This window comes from Bacillus cereus group sp. MYBK101-2, assembly GCF_051918845.1.
In the GTDB taxonomy this organism is placed as follows: Bacteria; Bacillota; Bacilli; order Bacillales; family Bacillaceae_G; genus Bacillus_A; species Bacillus_A paranthracis.
Map to the genome: position 1 here is coordinate 198,329 of NZ_JBQAIE010000007.1, position 15,351 is coordinate 213,679.

Sequence of the window (15,351 nt, forward strand, 5' to 3'; positions counted from 1 at the left end):
AAGTGAACCCGACTAAATGGTACATGAAAAAAACACCTCCTGAATTCGCATACTAAGTATGCAAATTCAATGGAGGTGTTTTTTCGTATGACGACAAGAGTTCATTACCTAGAAGAAACAAAGTGGAAAGTAATTGAAATGAAGAAAGATGGTTATTCAAATCGTACAACTATGGAGAAACTCGGAATTAAAAATGTTTCCCAAATTAAGACATGGATGAAATGGTATCGTACAGATCAAACGTATCGTTTTCAACAACCTGCAGGAAAACAATATTCTTATGGAAAAGGACCAAAAGAGCTCAGTGAATTAGAACAACTACGTTTAGAAAATAAGCATCTAAAAACAAAATTACTTGTATGGGGAAAGTATCTGGAAATCGAAAGGGGCTGAAACCAGAAACTGTAGTTACTTTATGGAAAAATGTAAAAACAAAAATAACGATAAAAGAATTGTGTAACGTATTAGAAGTACCCCGTTCCACATTTTATCGCTGGTTACAACGAACGGAAGATCGGAAAGATGATATAGAAGAGAAAGTAAAGGACGTCTGTCTTAGGCATAAATTTCGGTATGGATATCGAAGAGTGACCGCTACTCTTCAAAAAATGGGACTGTGTGTTAATCATAAAAAAGTATTACGAATCATGAGACAAAATCACATTCTTTCAAAAGTACGTCGAAAGAAAAAGAAATATATCAATGGTGCGGAACCAATGGTAGCCCCTCATCGATTGGAGCGTGAATTCGATGCATCCAGACCAAATGAAAAGTGGTTTACAGATGTGACGTATCTCTTATTTGGAGAGCGTACATTGTATTTATCAACGATCATGGATGCCTTTAATCGTGAAATTATTAGTTGTGTCATCAGCGAATCGCAAACACTGGCATTAGCGATGAAGACATTGAAACAAGCAATGAGAGGGCGAAGAGTAAAAGATGTCCTTCTTCACTCGGATCAAGGAAGTATTTATACAGCAAAAGAATTTCAAGCGTATGCCAAAGAAAACGGCATGATCACCAGCATGTCCCGGAGAGGAAATTGCCATGATAATGCCGTCATGGAAAGCTTCTTTGGTCATTTGAAAAGTGAAGCTTTCTATTCACAAGAGATAACAAAAGTATCCAACACAACTGTGCGAAAGATTGTGCTAGAATACATTCATTACTACAATTGTGTGCGAATTCAAGAAAAATTAAACCACCTATCCCCTAAAGAATTTAGGGAACAGATGGTTTAGGTGTTTTGATAGGTGTCCCGTTTTCAGGGTTCACTTCATGTTTAGGAGAGGTTTTTGTGTATTTTTAAATATAATTTGAATATTAATTAATGAAAGATGTTTAATTTAAACTTAGGAGCTGAAATATTCGAATGAGGAATTATTATTTAAATGAAGCGATAGGTGCGGTGAATACATACGTGAAAATTATTAATGATCATGCTTTAGAAGATGGTGATGGAAAAGAAATTATTAATAAAGTATGGCACTATAATATTGAGGACGAAGCATTCATTGTAATACTAATTTGCTATGGAAAGCCGAAAAAAATATTTTTTAACAAAAGAGAATGGAATCATCCAGAAGCAAATATGTTAGCCAACAGTAAATTAGAAAGGTTGATGGAACAGTGTATTTTAACATAGAAATAAGTATATCTAAAAATAGAGTGATAAGGAAAGAAGTTTAATTATCTGTGTTATTGATAGGTAGAAAAGGCTAAATGAGAAGTGTCTAAATTCACGCTGAAACACATCATTTTTAAAATGGTGTGTTTCTTTTTTACCTTACAAAAATGTAAGATAAATGTAAGCGAAATCGAAGGAACGAGTTGTAGAAAAGTGAGAATATGAAATAGAAAAAAGGTTTACGTTACCTGTGTAATCCTTACTGATTGAAAAATAAAAAATTCTTAAGGGTTTACATGAGAAAAAGATAAGAAATATGTGAGAAATTCATTTTATACAAAAGGGATGGAGTGAAAGAGATGCCAACAAATGTAGTTACTGTAGAAAGTGTAGAAAAAACGTATGGGAAAAGAAATGAGAATCAGTCAAAAGCGTTAAGGGGCGTATCATTAACTATTAAGGAAGGAGAATTCGTCGGAATTATGGGGCCTTCTGGATCTGGAAAAACGACTTTACTTAATGTGATTAGTACATTGGATCAAGCGACAGGTGGTAGTGTAACAATAGCTGGTACAAATATTACTTCTATGAAGGGCAATGCGTTATCTGATTTTCGTTCTCAAAAATTAGGTTTCATTTTTCAAGATTTTAATCTACTAGAAAATTTATCAATTTATGAAAATATCGCTTTACCACTTTCTTTGCAAGGCGTACCTTCAAGTGAGATTACTGGAAAGGTGAATGAGGTTGCGAAGAAGTTAGGGATTACTGAAATTTTAACGAAATATCCAACTGCTGTTTCTGGTGGACAAAAGCAAAGAACAGCGGCAGCACGAGCTTTAGTACATAATCCAGCAATCGTATTAGCAGATGAACCGACTGGTGCGCTTGATAGTAAAAATGCAAAAAGCTTATTAGAAGCGATGCAAGATTTACATGAAAATCATAATGTAAGTATTTTGATGGTGACACACGATGCATTTAGTGCGAGTTACTGTGAGCGTATTTTATTTATTCAAGACGGTCTTCTTTATAAAGAGTTACAGCGTCAAGGAACGCGGGAAAATTTCTACCAAGATATTTTAGGCGTGCTCGCTCACATGGGCTCAGCTGTTGAGTCTAAGTAGGGGGCGAGATTATGTTATTTAAATTATCACGTCATAGTATGAAAAAGATGTTAAAAGATTATATGGTTTTACTTATTGGTCTCGTTATTAGCATTAGTATTTTTTACATGTTCCAAACGATGGCGATGAATAGTGAATTTACGAAGGATAATAGTCTTATTAGTAGTATTAGACTCGTATTCTGGGTAGGTGCCATACTATTATCTTTCATAACTGTATTTTATATTATATATGCCAATTCTTTCTTACTCACATTGAGAAGAAAAGAACTCGGTATGTACATGATGCTCGGTGCGAAAAAGAAAAAAGTAGCACAGTTATTATTTATTGAGACATTCGGTATGGGTATTGTCAGCATCATTATCGGGATTTTAGTAGGGATGTTACTTGCAAGTGTAGCAGGAAACTTTTTAATGAATGGTATGGAGATTTCTGCAAAAGGCAGTTATTCATCTGTATATACACCAGCAATCTTAGTTACAGCTATTTTCTTCGTAATACTATTTTTTATTACTGGTTTAATGAATAGCATCCGATTATTACGTAAAACAGAATTAGAATTAATACGTGAAGATGAAACACTAGATGAAGTGAAGAAAAGTAAAACTCGCATTGTAATAATGACTGTACTGGGTGTATTACTAGTAAGTACAGGCTACTATTTTATAGTCAATATAAAAATGTTTGCTGAACTCGGTTTTATAATAGCGACAATCGTCACAACGCTTGGAACATATTTTATCTTTAGTTCATTGCTCCCATTTTTTGTGATGAAAATTAAAGGAAATAAAAAACGAAATGAAACGGGCTTAAATAGTTTTACATACGCACAGCTACGCTTTCGAGTTAATAGTTTATCGAGAGTATTAGGCACTGTAGCGATGTTAATTGCATTAGGGGCAGGTGCGATGACAGCAGGTATGGCGTTTCAAAAAAATGTAGGTATTATGACAGACTTCTCACGTGTGTATGATGTCGTAATTCATGATCCAAATGATCAAGATAAAGCGGCCTTAAAAGAAATGGAAATTGTGGAAGAAAGCAAGTACAAGTATAAAGTAGATGGGGAAGCGGTTTATTACTTACGTAATGATTTAACAGCGAAACCACCACTAATTTCCGAACGCTTTGATACGAAAACTTTAAAAGAGCCTGCGCGTAAACGGGTGACCGAACCTTTAACTGAACCTATATATTCTGCTTTGGAAGCTCCTGAAGTAGCAAAATTCCCTCGTATGCCGAAAGATTGGGAAGATGTGATTGTAAGAGAAATACAAATTACACATAATCAATTTAATGGAAAACCAGTAAGAATTGCAGATGAAGAGCATTATAAAGGGATTCAAGGAACAGAACATAGTGTAACATTAGCAAAAGTAGATGATATGAAAAAGTATAAACCGTTGTTGATTGAAATAGATAAGAGACAAAAAGAACAAATTGAAAAAACAACAGGTACAAAAGTAGACATATTTACGAAAATGACAATTTATCAGTTAACGAGCAGTTTAATGAGCGGAACAATGTTTATGGGATTTTTCCTCGGAATTGCCTTTTTAGCGATGATGGCAAGTTCACTAATGTTCAAAATATTAACAGGTGCTTCTCGTGATGTACGCCGTTATGAAATGTTACGAAAAATCGGTGTGAGACGTAGTATGTTAACGAAAAGTATATATAAAGAAATTTCATATTTATTTATCTTCCCAGCAATCATTGGTATTTCTCACGTGTTAGTAGGGCTTAACTTATTTAGCTTCATATTAGTTGACCCGTTTGTAAAAGTGTGGGTGCCAATTGGGATTTTCTTAGTCATTTATTTCATCTATTACTGGATAACTGTTCAACTTTATAAAGGTATGGTAATGCCGAAAGAAGAAGTAGCTAAATAGTTTATGAAAAGAGTCCTTGTTTGAAAACAAGGGCTTTTTTCTATATTTGTAATACATGTGATCAAGTTTTTCTACGATTAATCTATTGAAAATTAAGAAAATATTAAGAGTTTATATATCGGAATGTTAAGAAGTGTATGGGATATTAATAATGTAGTTTTATAGAATTAAATTGTTATTTTGACAAATTTATAAGAAAGGATGCATCTCATGAAGAAGATAAAAAAATTAATAACATTTATTGGAGTCATAACTACACTAACACTAATGGTAGCGCTAGTATTTCCTACATGGACTTCGCAAATAAAAGGGGAAAACAGTATAAGTACATTAGAACAAATAGAGATAAATGGAAGTGGTCATGAAATTATGATACGTGGCAAAGATAAGAACAATCCAGTTATTATTTTTGTACATGGTGGACCTGGTTCTTCAGAAATACCATATGCTCAAAAGTATCAAAAATTATTGGAAGAGAAATTCACCGTAGTTAATTATGATCAAAGAGGAAGCGGGAAATCGTATCATTTCTTTGAGGACTATTCAAATCTTACATCAGATCTTCTTGTAGAGGATGTATTAGCTATGACAGAGTATATTTCAAAACGTATGGGAAAAGAAAAGGTAATATTAATTGGTCATTCTTACGGTACATATATTGGAATGCAAGCTGCTAATAAAGCAACTGAAAAATACGAAGCATATGTTGGGATAGGGCAGATGAGTGATACAGTAGAAAGTGAAATGGATAGTTTAAACTATGTAATTGAACAGGCACAAAATGCTAGGAATACAGATGAAGTTTCCTATTTTAATGGATTAACTGAAAAAATTAAAAATGGTGATACATACACTCCGCGGAATTATGTTGCGAAATATGGTGGAACATTAAGACTCATTGAAAATCCAGATGGTGATAACATCGGGATGTTACTCAGTAATGAATATAACTTGTTAGACGTAATCCGTTATAACGTTGGATTATCACACTCTCAGACTGTCTTATTAGAAAAAGATTTAAAGAATCCATTACCTACTAAGGTGAAGAAACTGAAGTTACCGTTTTATTTCCTTATGGGGAAATATGACTATAATACTTCATTTCATGCGGCAAAAACATATTTTGATACGATTGAAGCAGAGCAAAAAGAATTTATTACTTTTGAAAAATCCGCACATTATCCGCAATTTGAAGAGAAGGAAAAGTTTTATGAGTGGATGTGCGATACATTCGTAAATAAATAAAGTGTATCCGAACTATAGAGAATTAAAAACGTTAGCGAGATGTATCGTTACATAAAGCGAAATCAAATAAAAAGGACTCTTGTATAAAAAATAAGAGTCTTTTTTATAATGTTCTCTATACAGAAGGAAAAGATTGGATAATAGTCGAAAAATATAATATAACTTCCAAGAAATGACTAGAATAATAAAATTTTGTCGAGAGAAAGGATACGAAGTATGAAAGAAATGCTACAGTTATTTCGCAACAAAGTGTATGCACGTTTTTTTCTAGCAAATATTTTAGAGCGACTCGGTTCTATGATTGCTGGAGTTTCTTTAATGTTTTATTTGCTAGATCAATATGGAAAACAACCAGTTTACGCAACGATGACACAAATTATGATGGCATTACCTGCATTAATCTTTTTTCTATTAGTAGGGACAGTAGTGGATCGTTTTGATAGACAGCGTATATGCACGGTAAGTAACATATGTTGTTCGCTCTGTAATATTGGAATTCTAATTTCGCTTTATTACGGGATGATTATACTCGTCTTTATATTTTTATTTTTGGAAAATGCATGTATACAATTTTTCTCTCCATCAGAACAGTCGATGATACAGGGTGTAGTTGAATCCGACCAATACGGTGCAGCAGCAGGTGTGAATCAAATGGTGAATAGTTTGTATGCTTTGTTTGGTGTAGGAATTGCAACGATGGTGTACTGGACTTTTGGAATATACGGGAGTATTTTAGTAAATACGCTCACTTTTATTATGAGTGGTATTTTAATTCAAACAATCTCCATTCCAGAAAAAGTGCGTTTGCCAAACGGTATAACAAAATGGAAAGAAGTTAATTTGAAAATGTTAATAACAGAGTTTCAAGAAGGGATCAAGTATATATATCAAAATGACACTTTAAAAAAATTACTTTTAGGATTTATCGTGTTTGGACTATTAAATGGTATTTTAAGCGTATCCACAACTTACATATTAAAATATAAATTAGCACCAGCAACGTATGAAAGTTTAGCAATGGTAGGCGGTGTGGTTGGAGGGATTTCATTACTAATTGGAAGTATAGTAGCAACAAGTGTAGGTAAGAAATATGCACCCAAACCTATTATTGTATTTGGTATGGCGGGATCAGGGGTCTTTTTCGGTATGTGTTACTTTGTAAACCACGTATGGTCTTTTTACGTATGTATCGCTTTTGCGACATTCTTTTTACCGTTTATTAATGTTGCAATCATGGGCTGGATGTATGAAATTGTAGAAGAGTCATTCATGGGGCGCGTACAAAGCTTACTTAGTCCATTAACGACAGGATTCCAGCTTTTATCTCTCGGTGCGATAGCGATGTTATTCCCAAAATGGATTCGTGCAGATACATTGTATATTATTTTATTTGGTTTATTATTGTTTGTTACATGTTTATATCAAGCTATTTTACCAAGTGGGCAAAAGCAAGTACATACAGTAGCTAAAGAGATGTGATATATTTAGTTTTTCTATTTCTGAATATTCTATTGTATGGTAAGGGGGAATTGTTATGTTGATGCGAATTGTTAAATGGTGTGGGATTACTTGTTTACAACTAGTAGCTGCAATTTTATGTATAATCTGCCTAGGAGCGCTACCACGTTTATTTAAGGGATTACAAATTGATTTAATCGGTTTTTGGAATACGATTGTATTTCTTGGAGGGAAGTTACTTCAACCGGGTGAAATTACATATGGATTTCGGGATTCAAGAAAATTATTTCCGCAAATATGGATTCATTATATTGAAACGATGATTGTATTTCTTTCAGCTTTTTTACTCTCTTTGCTTATAGCGTATATACTTGTCATTTGGGTATTACAGCGTTCTCATATGAAACAGAAAATGTGGAACGGGATTTTTCTTACGCTTGAGAGTATACCAGATATATTACTTATTTTATTATCGCAACTTTTTGTCGTAATTATGTTTCAAAAAACAGGATTTATGCCGATCAAACTGGCTGGATTAGGGGAAGAAAGGATACGCTTGTTACCAATTATATGTCTTACAATACCAACAACATTATTGTTTATTAAACTGTTGTTATTACGGTTTAAAGAAGAATTAGAGAAAGATTATAGTTTATTTGCTAAAAGTAAAGGGCTTAGTTTAAGACATATTTTAACACATCATATTTCAAGAAATGTTTTGTTAACAACGATCTATTATGCAAAAACAAATATTTTATTTATGTTATCAAATTTATATATTATTGAATGGATATTTAATACGTACGGTATGTTTGTTTTTGTAAAAGAAAATTCGAAATTAGAAATATTTACAGTGAGTCTAGTAATATTATACGTACCGCTTTTTATACTGTTTCGTTTATTACATACGTTCTTACAAAATATTATAAAGGAGCGTGTGTAACATGTGGCAAGTTGTAAAAAGAGATGTGAGATTTTGGATAGGTATTACTTTTTTGAGTGTACTAATGATTGTTAGTATTGGATATACGTTGTTTTTTGATGGGAATATTCGTGAACTTACGATGATGTATAACGAAAAAGGGGAACTAGAGGCAGCTCCATTTGCACCATCAAGTAAATTTTGGTTTGGAAGTGATGTGAAAGGTCGTGACCTTGTTCAATTAATAATAGAAGGTGCAAAATGGACAGTTGGTGCAAGTATAATTATAGCGATTTTACGAGTTATAGTTGGAGGGGGAATTGGTTTACTTCTTGGTATGTATGGTAAACGTTCTTTTCCAGTTATTTCATCCTTTTTTGACCCTTTTAGTATTGTACCGATGGTTATGATTTCTTATTTTATGTTAAATGAAGTATTAACGTTTGATAGTGGAGCAGAAGTTGTGCCGTTATATTTGCGTGTGGCATTTCAAATTATAGTTCTTGTATGTCTCGCTGTACCAACAGTGATGTTGTATGTAGCGCAAGAAGTAAAACGTATTAAGAAAGAAGAATTTATGTTGGCAGCCACTGTGCTCGGCGGTAGTAAGTGGCAGAGGTTGAAGCGCCATATATGGCCTCATATGTTACCACCATTTCTTTTATTAGTAGCACAACAATTTGTAAGTACGTTATTACTTCTTTTACATCTTGGTTTGTTACAATTATTTTTTGGCGGAACAATAACCTTCAGTGGAATGGATCCAGATAGTGTAACAAAAGAATGGACTGGCCTAATTGGTCAAAACTTCCGCCATTTAACTACACATACATGGATTGTACTTATACCGATTGCTTTTTATAGTATGACAATTCTCGCAGGAAACCTAGTTAGTAATAGTATGCAAGATGCGATTAAATTAGGAAATACGAGAAGGCCAGAGCGGAAAGGTAGAGAAGTGCAAGCAGAGAAACAAGTACAACCAACTACGAATGACTTTTCTTTTTATAGAGAGATACAAAAATAAAAAGATAGCTGAAAGCAACTTGTTTTCAGCTATCTTTTTCTGTTTATAGTGGTGGTAAATCAATCTTACCTTCTTCAAATAATTCTTTTATCATATGCTTCGTATAACCAGCGGCTTGACCAAATGTGATTTTTGCTGGCATTGGTGCTTCGTTAGCATCTACAACTACATCAATAATGCACGGTTTATTTTGTTTTACTGCATTTTCGAAAGCGGGAAGTAGTTCATCTAAATTCTCAACACGGTATCCAATACCTCCGCATACCTCTGCATATTTTGCAAAATCAGGGTTCGTTAAGTCTGTTTCGAATTCGATATTACCCATCACTTCTTGTTCGAATTTAATCATCGCAATTTTATTATTGTTTAATACGACGACAACGATTGGTAGTTTATATTTAACAGCTGTTACGAAGTCATTCATCGTCATTCCAAATCCGCCATCACCACAAACTGCAAATACTTGTTTATCCGGGAATGCAATTTTTCCAGCAAGAGCACCAGGTAAACCGCAACCAAGTGTTGCGAGCCAGCTAGAAATGACAAATTGCTGGTTTGTCATACGGAAGTGCCTTGCGGTCCATACTGTTACATTTCCGACATCGACTGATAGAATTGCGTCATCATGTGCCACTTGCTGCAGAGCATGCATAACGCGTTGTGGTTTAATTGGAATGGAAGAGTCTTCTTCTTGATCGTGTAATTTTTCTTCCCACTTTTTCATCATGTCTTGGTGATGTTCTAAGAAGGAATGGTCTGTGTGTTCTTCAACATTTTCAATTAACCATCGTAATGTTTTATCAGCATCACCAGCTAAACCAATATCTGTCGCATAACGTTTTCCGATTTGGGCAGGATCTGTATCGATATGAATTGTTTTTGCTTTTTCAGGTAAGAAGCCTGTGAACGGATAAGAAGTACCGACCATAATTAAAGTATCTGCATGCTTCATTGCTTCATAAGAAGGTTTCGTTCCAATTAATCCTAATCCACCAATACAAAGAGGGTGTTCATCAGGAATAATTCCTTTAGCTGGTAATGTAAGTACGATTGGAGCACCAATATGTTCTGCCAATGCAAGTAAAGATTCTCTCGCATGTTTTGTTCCTTTTCCAGCTAAAATCACAGGCTTTTTCGCTTCATTTATTGCGAATTTCGCTGCATCTAAATCTTCTTTTTGTGGAAACAACTCAGGCAAAGTAAAAGAAGTATTTGTAATACGAGCACCATTTTTTACTTCGAATTTCGGGACATCATCTGGAATTGTAAGAACGGATACACCTTTTTTCGTATAAGCCATTCGAATTGCTTGATTCACTACGGCAGGTAGTTGCTCTGCTGACATAATACGCTGGTTATAAACCGCGACATCATCAAACATTCTTTCTAAATTTACTTCTTGGAAAAAATCCGTTCCGAGTAAATCGGTTTCTACTTGACCTGAAATTGCTAGAACAGGGGCTTTATCGAGTTTCGCATCATATAAACCATTTAATAAATGAATAGCACCAGGTCCTGCAATTGCCATACAAACGCCAAGTTTTCCTGTTAATTTCGCATAGGCAGCCGCTGCTAATGCACCAGCTTCTTCGTGGCGAACTTGAATGAATTTAATTTTATCTTGTTTTTTTCTTAAAGCTTCAATGATAGAATTGATGGAATCTCCAGGCATACCGTATATGTGTTCTACGCCCCAGTCAATTAATAGGTCAACTAGTGCTTCACCGGCTGTTTTCCCAAACATAATTTTTCCTCCTTATAATCAGGTAGATACTATTATGTTTTGGAGAAAAAGGAAAAATATACAAATGATAATATTATTATCTTTAATGATGACCAGCGAATAGTGTAAATACTGTTATTAGTAAAAATCCACTAGATGCCCATGTTAAAAATGAAAGGAAAGAGAGCTGCTTCTTTGCTTTCCAAAGCATTTCATGAATTGTGACATAGCCAAGTGAACCGATAGCACTTCCCATAATGAGTCCTTGTAAATGAAGCGCTTTTCCTTCCATTAAAATGCCAAAAACTGTACCGGTACCGAGAATAAGAGATAGTAATAAAGTTGTTAATAAAAAGGAAATATATTTATGTTTTGTAAAGAGAAAGGGGATAATTAATGCTAAGCCTTCAGGAATATGGTGAACGACGATTGCTATTAAAAAAGGTATGGCAGAGTCAGCATGATTAATAAAAGCAGTACCTAAAGCAAATCCACTCGGCAAATTATGAATAAATATAGCGAAAGAGAGAAAAAGGAAGGTTTGCCATGCTTGTTGATCTTTTTTATGTATCATTGGATGGTGACAATAGTTGTCTAATAAGCTCATAATTAAAATACCGATAGCTATACCAAGTATAGGTCCAATCATTTCATAGCTTGAAAATGTTTCAGGAATAATTTCAAGGGATAAAAGCCCAAGTAAAATTCCGCCACATAATGCATATAAACGATGCATTTTTTCTTCAATTAGCTGGCGCGTAGCAATGCCAACAGCACCGCCTAATAATAAGCCACCAAATGAAAAAAATGTAACTATCATAGGAATCCATAATCGTTCCATCGTATCACACTCCGATTCTTCCACCTTATTTTTAGCTTACGAAAAGGAAAGTTAGATTAGTCCAAGTAATTGTGTTTGATTATAGAGAAAAAACTAATAATTCGTTATAATTTATATATTAAATTTAAGTGTAAATATGAAATGAGGAATAATTTTGCAAACAAAGTGGAGTCTATCGGAATGTGAAAATCCAAAACGATATGATATAGAAAATAAAAGTTTATCAGATTTTCCGTTTTTACTATCATGGGCACAAAAACTACATATACAAAATGAATGGATTTTAGATCTTGCCTGTGGTACAGGAAGGGTTACAATTCCATTTATAGAAAATGGATATCAAATGATTGGTGTAGATATACATGAAGGCATGCTTGCTGAAGCGAAGAAAAAAATTACGGATTGTAAGAAGGTAAAATGGTTACAACAAGACTGTTTACAATTAAGCATGAATGAAACGATTCCGTTTGCATTTATGGTGGGGCACGGGTTCCAGCATTTCCTTACGAATACAGATCAAAATAAGTTATTAACATCTATTCATCATGTGTTAGCAGAGAATGGTATATTTATATTCGATACACGTTTTCCTTCAAAAGAAGAATTAATACAGCCATCTACAGAAGAATATTGGACAACAATTAGTGATGAAAAGGGGAGGAAATGTGATCTATATACTGAAATGACATATGATTCAATTCAGCAAATACAGCACTACATAACAACAAGAAAGTTTTATGAGGGGGATACGCTAGTAGATGAACTAAAAACAACGATTGATCTTCGCTATACATATCCGCAGGAGTTAGAAAGATTATTAGTAGCGAATGGTTTAGAATTATTACATATATATAATGATTGGGAAGGCAATGAGTTGGGAGAAGATTGCTATTCTATGGTAGTAGTCTGCCGGAAGAAAAAATAGTATTATTTTAAAAATATGAATGTGAAAAGCCTTTAAGGAGAGGAAAAAATGACTTGGTACTTAGATAATGTTTATGAATTAAATAAAGAAGCGCCCTATACATTCTACCTTCCTAGCTCAGAAGTTTTGGAGAAATTAAAGGTTGGGGATTTGGTAAAGCTAATTTTTGTATCTAAAAATGAGGAAGAAGATGGATTTAATGGTGAAAGAATGTGGGTTGAAATCATTGAAAGAAATGAGAAGAAGTTTGTAGGGGAACTGAGCAATGAACCATATCGCTTAGATTTAAAGATAGGTGATAAAATTTCATTTGGGATTGAAAATATATGTGATACGGAATATGACGATCCATCTTCAAAAGATTGGGATTTTTATTTTGATACGAAGGTAATTGTTAGTAATGATGTACTTGAAAAAAGAGAATTTAACTTTATGCTTAAAGAAGATTCAAGAGAAGAAGGTGACTCTGGTTGGTCAATTTTAAGTGGCTATGAAAGTGATGACTATGTGAATGATCCTAAAAACTTTCAAATTATTTCAATTGGAGTCATATTGAATATAGATGATACTATTTTGAAATTTCTTGAGGAACCACCTTTATGTGCATATGAAAGAAATGATAAAGGTAGTTTTTATAAGATTGAAGACTATGATTGGGATACTTATTTAAATGGATAGAAAAAGTTATTACGTTTTAAAGAAAGCAATATAATTTCACCCTATGTGCTTGATAAAGGTTCTACAGATAATAATTCAAGAGAGTAATAGTAAATGGAGGAACAAATGATGCAACAAATTAAAAAAATAGGAAACTCATTTTGGTATATGACACCCGTTTCCGAAACAGATAGACCTATATTAGGAATGGTCATTGGAAAAGAAAAAACTTTAATGATCGATGCAGGGAATTCAGAGGAACATGCACAATTATTTTTAGAAATGTTAAAAGAAAAAAATGTATCGAATCCTGATTTTGTAGCACTAACGCATTGGCATTGGGATCATATTTTTGGATTATCTGTATTACAGAATGCATTAACTATTTCACACGCTGAAACGAAAAAAGAAATGCAGGCAATAGTATCTTATGAATGGACAGATGAAGCGTTGGACGCACGCGTAAAAGAGGGTACGGAAATTGCATTTTGTGCGGATTGCATCAAAAAAGAGTTTGAAGAAAAAGCGAGAAATATTAAAATTATTCTTCCAACCTTAACGTTCCAGGATCAAATTGAATTAGACCTTGGTGAGGTGACCTGCGTGTTAAAACATGTGGGCGGAGATCATGCACATGATTCAATTGTTATGTACATAAAAGAAGAAAAGATATTGTTTTTAGGAGACTGTATATATGCAGATATTTTTTCCTCGAAGTGGAACTACACGACGAAAAGAACGTTTGCATTAATAGATGAATTAGAAAAATTTGATGCTGAGACATATATTCTCTCTCATGGGGAAGCGATAAATCGAGAGGAGTTTTTACAAGAGATTCGTATGTTAAAAACAGTAGGAACTTATACTGAAATACATAAAGGCGATGAAGGGAAGATAAAGGAAGCGTATAAACGAGACATAGATAGAGAATTAAATGAAGATGAACTAGAAACAATAACGTTTTTTGTAAATGGTTATGAAATGAATAATCAATAAGACACGACATGAATCCAATATAATTAAATTGCACAAAAAGAGTATTGAACTTTAATTCAATACTCTTTTCAATAGTTAAATCTGAAGTAATAAAAATAGTGAAATTAAATCATCTACACCACCATCATGATTGAAGTACACTTTTTTCATCATTGTAATCTCCATCCTATTTGATTTAGTTAGAAATTAAACATGAATTGAGGAAAAGTCATCAATAATTTCGACTACTTCAATTTCGCCATTAATGAGTAGCTCAGGGAGTTCGTTATTCACATTTCCTTTCCAATATTCTCTAGCTTGTTCCATTTTTTGAGAAAAAGGAATAGCATCTTCTTTCGGTAAAAGATTCCCGTCACCTTCAAAAGAACTTCCGATTACTCGTAGTTTAACAATCTGCAAAACTTCTCGATTGTAAGAATCAAATAATGCTTTCCATTTTAAAGCATCTTCATAGCTTTTAGCAGCATATAAACAAGACAATCTTGATGGATAATTAGGATATTCTTGCAGCCTAACCATTTCTACAATCGTTTCTCTAATGGCTCTAATTGTTTGATCCATGTAATTCATAACTACTGTAGCATTTTCATTTTTTATATGTAATTCTTCATTTGTATAATGTTCTTTTAAAATTTGTATAGAATCTTCACCACTAGAATTTAAATGTTTTCTTTCAAAAAAGAAGTGGAATAGCGTATTCGTTTGATTTTTATTAAATTGAATGCTTTGTCCAATCTTCATTTTTTTCCTTGTTACGATATGATATACGAAAAATCCTTGTTCATTCATGGTTCTCCTCCTAGTAGTAATGTTCAAATTTAGTAATTCAACATTGAAATATATAAAACCTTTATAAGTAAAAGTGAGAATTTGTGTTGAAAGTAAAGAAAATATATGAAAACGTTTTA

General features: G+C 33.4%; 14 protein-coding genes and 1 pseudogene. 11 read left to right on the forward strand and 4 right to left on the reverse strand.

The window, feature by feature from the left end; all coding sequences use genetic code 11:
* Window positions 1–87 precede the first annotated feature (87 nt).
* From ACTFSI_RS16040 to ACTFSI_RS16075, 8 genes are all read left to right on the forward strand, one after another.
* Window positions 88–1,244 (forward strand): IS3 family transposase gene (locus ACTFSI_RS16040; RefSeq protein ID WP_440045490.1). Its coding sequence is split into 2 segments (ribosomal slippage): window positions 88–340 and window positions 340–1,244, totalling 1,158 coding nucleotides; the frame shifts between segments, so codons are not numbered across the junction.
* A gap of 131 nt (window positions 1,245–1,375) precedes the next feature.
* A complete protein-coding gene (locus ACTFSI_RS16045; RefSeq protein ID WP_440045491.1) occupies window positions 1,376–1,648 on the forward strand; it encodes a hypothetical protein in 273 nt (90 codons plus the stop codon).
* 341 nt (window positions 1,649–1,989) lie between these two features.
* Window positions 1,990–2,757, forward strand: coding sequence for an ABC transporter ATP-binding protein (locus ACTFSI_RS16050; RefSeq protein WP_440045492.1), 768 nt, complete (start codon window positions 1,990–1,992; stop codon window positions 2,755–2,757).
* An 11-nt stretch (window positions 2,758–2,768) separates the two neighbouring features.
* Complete coding sequence (locus ACTFSI_RS16055; RefSeq protein ID WP_440045493.1) at window positions 2,769–4,649, forward strand: FtsX-like permease family protein; 1,881 nt, start codon at window positions 2,769–2,771, stop codon at window positions 4,647–4,649.
* Between the two features lie 210 nt (window positions 4,650–4,859).
* Complete coding sequence (locus ACTFSI_RS16060; protein WP_440045494.1) at window positions 4,860–5,894, forward strand: alpha/beta hydrolase; 1,035 nt, start codon at window positions 4,860–4,862, stop codon at window positions 5,892–5,894.
* A gap of 216 nt (window positions 5,895–6,110) precedes the next feature.
* Window positions 6,111–7,373, forward strand: a complete 1,263-nt coding sequence (locus ACTFSI_RS16065; RefSeq protein ID WP_000661752.1) for an MFS transporter — start codon at window positions 6,111–6,113, stop codon at window positions 7,371–7,373.
* 55 nt (window positions 7,374–7,428) lie between these two features.
* Window positions 7,429–8,295, forward strand: coding sequence for an ABC transporter permease subunit (locus tag ACTFSI_RS16070; protein ID WP_000929006.1), 867 nt, complete (start codon window positions 7,429–7,431; stop codon window positions 8,293–8,295).
* A 1-nt stretch (window position 8,296) separates the two neighbouring features.
* Window positions 8,297–9,301: an ABC transporter permease subunit gene (locus ACTFSI_RS16075; protein ID WP_000267884.1), complete on the forward strand. Its 1,005-nt coding sequence runs from the start codon at window positions 8,297–8,299 to the stop codon at window positions 9,299–9,301.
* A 43-nt stretch (window positions 9,302–9,344) separates the two neighbouring features.
* Here the strand turns inward: ACTFSI_RS16075 and ACTFSI_RS16080 are convergent, their stop codons facing one another.
* Together ACTFSI_RS16080 and ACTFSI_RS16085 are read right to left on the reverse strand one after the other, a co-directional pair.
* Window positions 9,345–11,045, reverse strand: coding sequence for a pyruvate oxidase (locus tag ACTFSI_RS16080; RefSeq protein WP_000467229.1), 1,701 nt, complete (start codon window positions 11,043–11,045; stop codon window positions 9,345–9,347).
* 82 nt (window positions 11,046–11,127) lie between these two features.
* Window positions 11,128–11,865 carry a ZIP family metal transporter gene (locus tag ACTFSI_RS16085; RefSeq protein WP_275894081.1) on the reverse strand — a complete coding sequence of 246 codons (738 nt, stop codon included), beginning with the start codon at window positions 11,863–11,865 and terminating at the stop codon, window positions 11,128–11,130.
* A gap of 154 nt (window positions 11,866–12,019) precedes the next feature.
* On the opposite strand from ACTFSI_RS16085, the gene ACTFSI_RS16090 reads away from it, so the two are divergent.
* From ACTFSI_RS16090 to ACTFSI_RS16100, 3 genes are all read left to right on the forward strand, one after another.
* On the forward strand, window positions 12,020–12,790 hold the full coding sequence (locus tag ACTFSI_RS16090) for a class I SAM-dependent methyltransferase (RefSeq protein ID WP_410560881.1): 771 nt from the start codon (window positions 12,020–12,022) through the stop codon (window positions 12,788–12,790).
* Between the two features lie 48 nt (window positions 12,791–12,838).
* Window positions 12,839–13,468 carry an immunity protein Imm33 domain-containing protein gene (locus ACTFSI_RS16095; RefSeq protein ID WP_000220341.1) on the forward strand — a complete coding sequence of 210 codons (630 nt, stop codon included), beginning with the start codon at window positions 12,839–12,841 and terminating at the stop codon, window positions 13,466–13,468.
* Between the two features lie 108 nt (window positions 13,469–13,576).
* Window positions 13,577–14,443 carry an MBL fold metallo-hydrolase gene (locus tag ACTFSI_RS16100; RefSeq protein WP_242260972.1) on the forward strand — a complete coding sequence of 289 codons (867 nt, stop codon included), beginning with the start codon at window positions 13,577–13,579 and terminating at the stop codon, window positions 14,441–14,443.
* 78 nt (window positions 14,444–14,521) lie between these two features.
* Here ACTFSI_RS16100 and ACTFSI_RS16105 read toward each other — a convergent pair.
* A pseudogene (locus ACTFSI_RS16105) lies at window positions 14,522–14,596 on the reverse strand (nucleoside hydrolase); the annotation flags it as partial.
* Between the two features lie 33 nt (window positions 14,597–14,629).
* On the reverse strand, window positions 14,630–15,232 hold the full coding sequence (locus ACTFSI_RS16110; protein WP_044791087.1) for a DUF2441 domain-containing protein: 603 nt from the start codon (window positions 15,230–15,232) through the stop codon (window positions 14,630–14,632).
* Window positions 15,233–15,351: the final 119 nt, after the last annotated feature.

What these genes read in the sequence shown, in the direction of transcription:
- ACTFSI_RS16045 (WP_440045491.1), top strand. Translation starts at nt 1,376, where the DNA reads ATGAGGAATTATTATTTAAATGAAGCGATAGGTGCGGTGAATACATAC.
- ACTFSI_RS16050 (WP_440045492.1), top strand. Translation starts at nt 1,990, where the DNA reads ATGCCAACAAATGTAGTTACTGTAGAAAGTGTAGAAAAAACGTATGGG.
- ACTFSI_RS16055 (WP_440045493.1), top strand. Translation starts at nt 2,769, where the DNA reads ATGTTATTTAAATTATCACGTCATAGTATGAAAAAGATGTTAAAAGAT.
- ACTFSI_RS16060 (WP_440045494.1), top strand. Translation starts at nt 4,860, where the DNA reads ATGAAGAAGATAAAAAAATTAATAACATTTATTGGAGTCATAACTACA.
- ACTFSI_RS16065 (WP_000661752.1), top strand. Translation starts at nt 6,111, where the DNA reads ATGAAAGAAATGCTACAGTTATTTCGCAACAAAGTGTATGCACGTTTT.
- ACTFSI_RS16070 (WP_000929006.1), top strand. Translation starts at nt 7,429, where the DNA reads ATGTTGATGCGAATTGTTAAATGGTGTGGGATTACTTGTTTACAACTA.
- ACTFSI_RS16075 (WP_000267884.1), top strand. Translation starts at nt 8,297, where the DNA reads ATGTGGCAAGTTGTAAAAAGAGATGTGAGATTTTGGATAGGTATTACT.
- ACTFSI_RS16080 (WP_000467229.1), bottom strand. Translation starts at nt 11,045, where the DNA reads ATGTTTGGGAAAACAGCCGGTGAAGCACTAGTTGACCTATTAATTGAC.
- ACTFSI_RS16085 (WP_275894081.1), bottom strand. Translation starts at nt 11,865, where the DNA reads ATGGAACGATTATGGATTCCTATGATAGTTACATTTTTTTCATTTGGT.
- ACTFSI_RS16095 (WP_000220341.1), top strand. Translation starts at nt 12,839, where the DNA reads ATGACTTGGTACTTAGATAATGTTTATGAATTAAATAAAGAAGCGCCC.
- ACTFSI_RS16100 (WP_242260972.1), top strand. Translation starts at nt 13,577, where the DNA reads ATGCAACAAATTAAAAAAATAGGAAACTCATTTTGGTATATGACACCC.
- ACTFSI_RS16110 (WP_044791087.1), bottom strand. Translation starts at nt 15,232, where the DNA reads ATGAATGAACAAGGATTTTTCGTATATCATATCGTAACAAGGAAAAAA.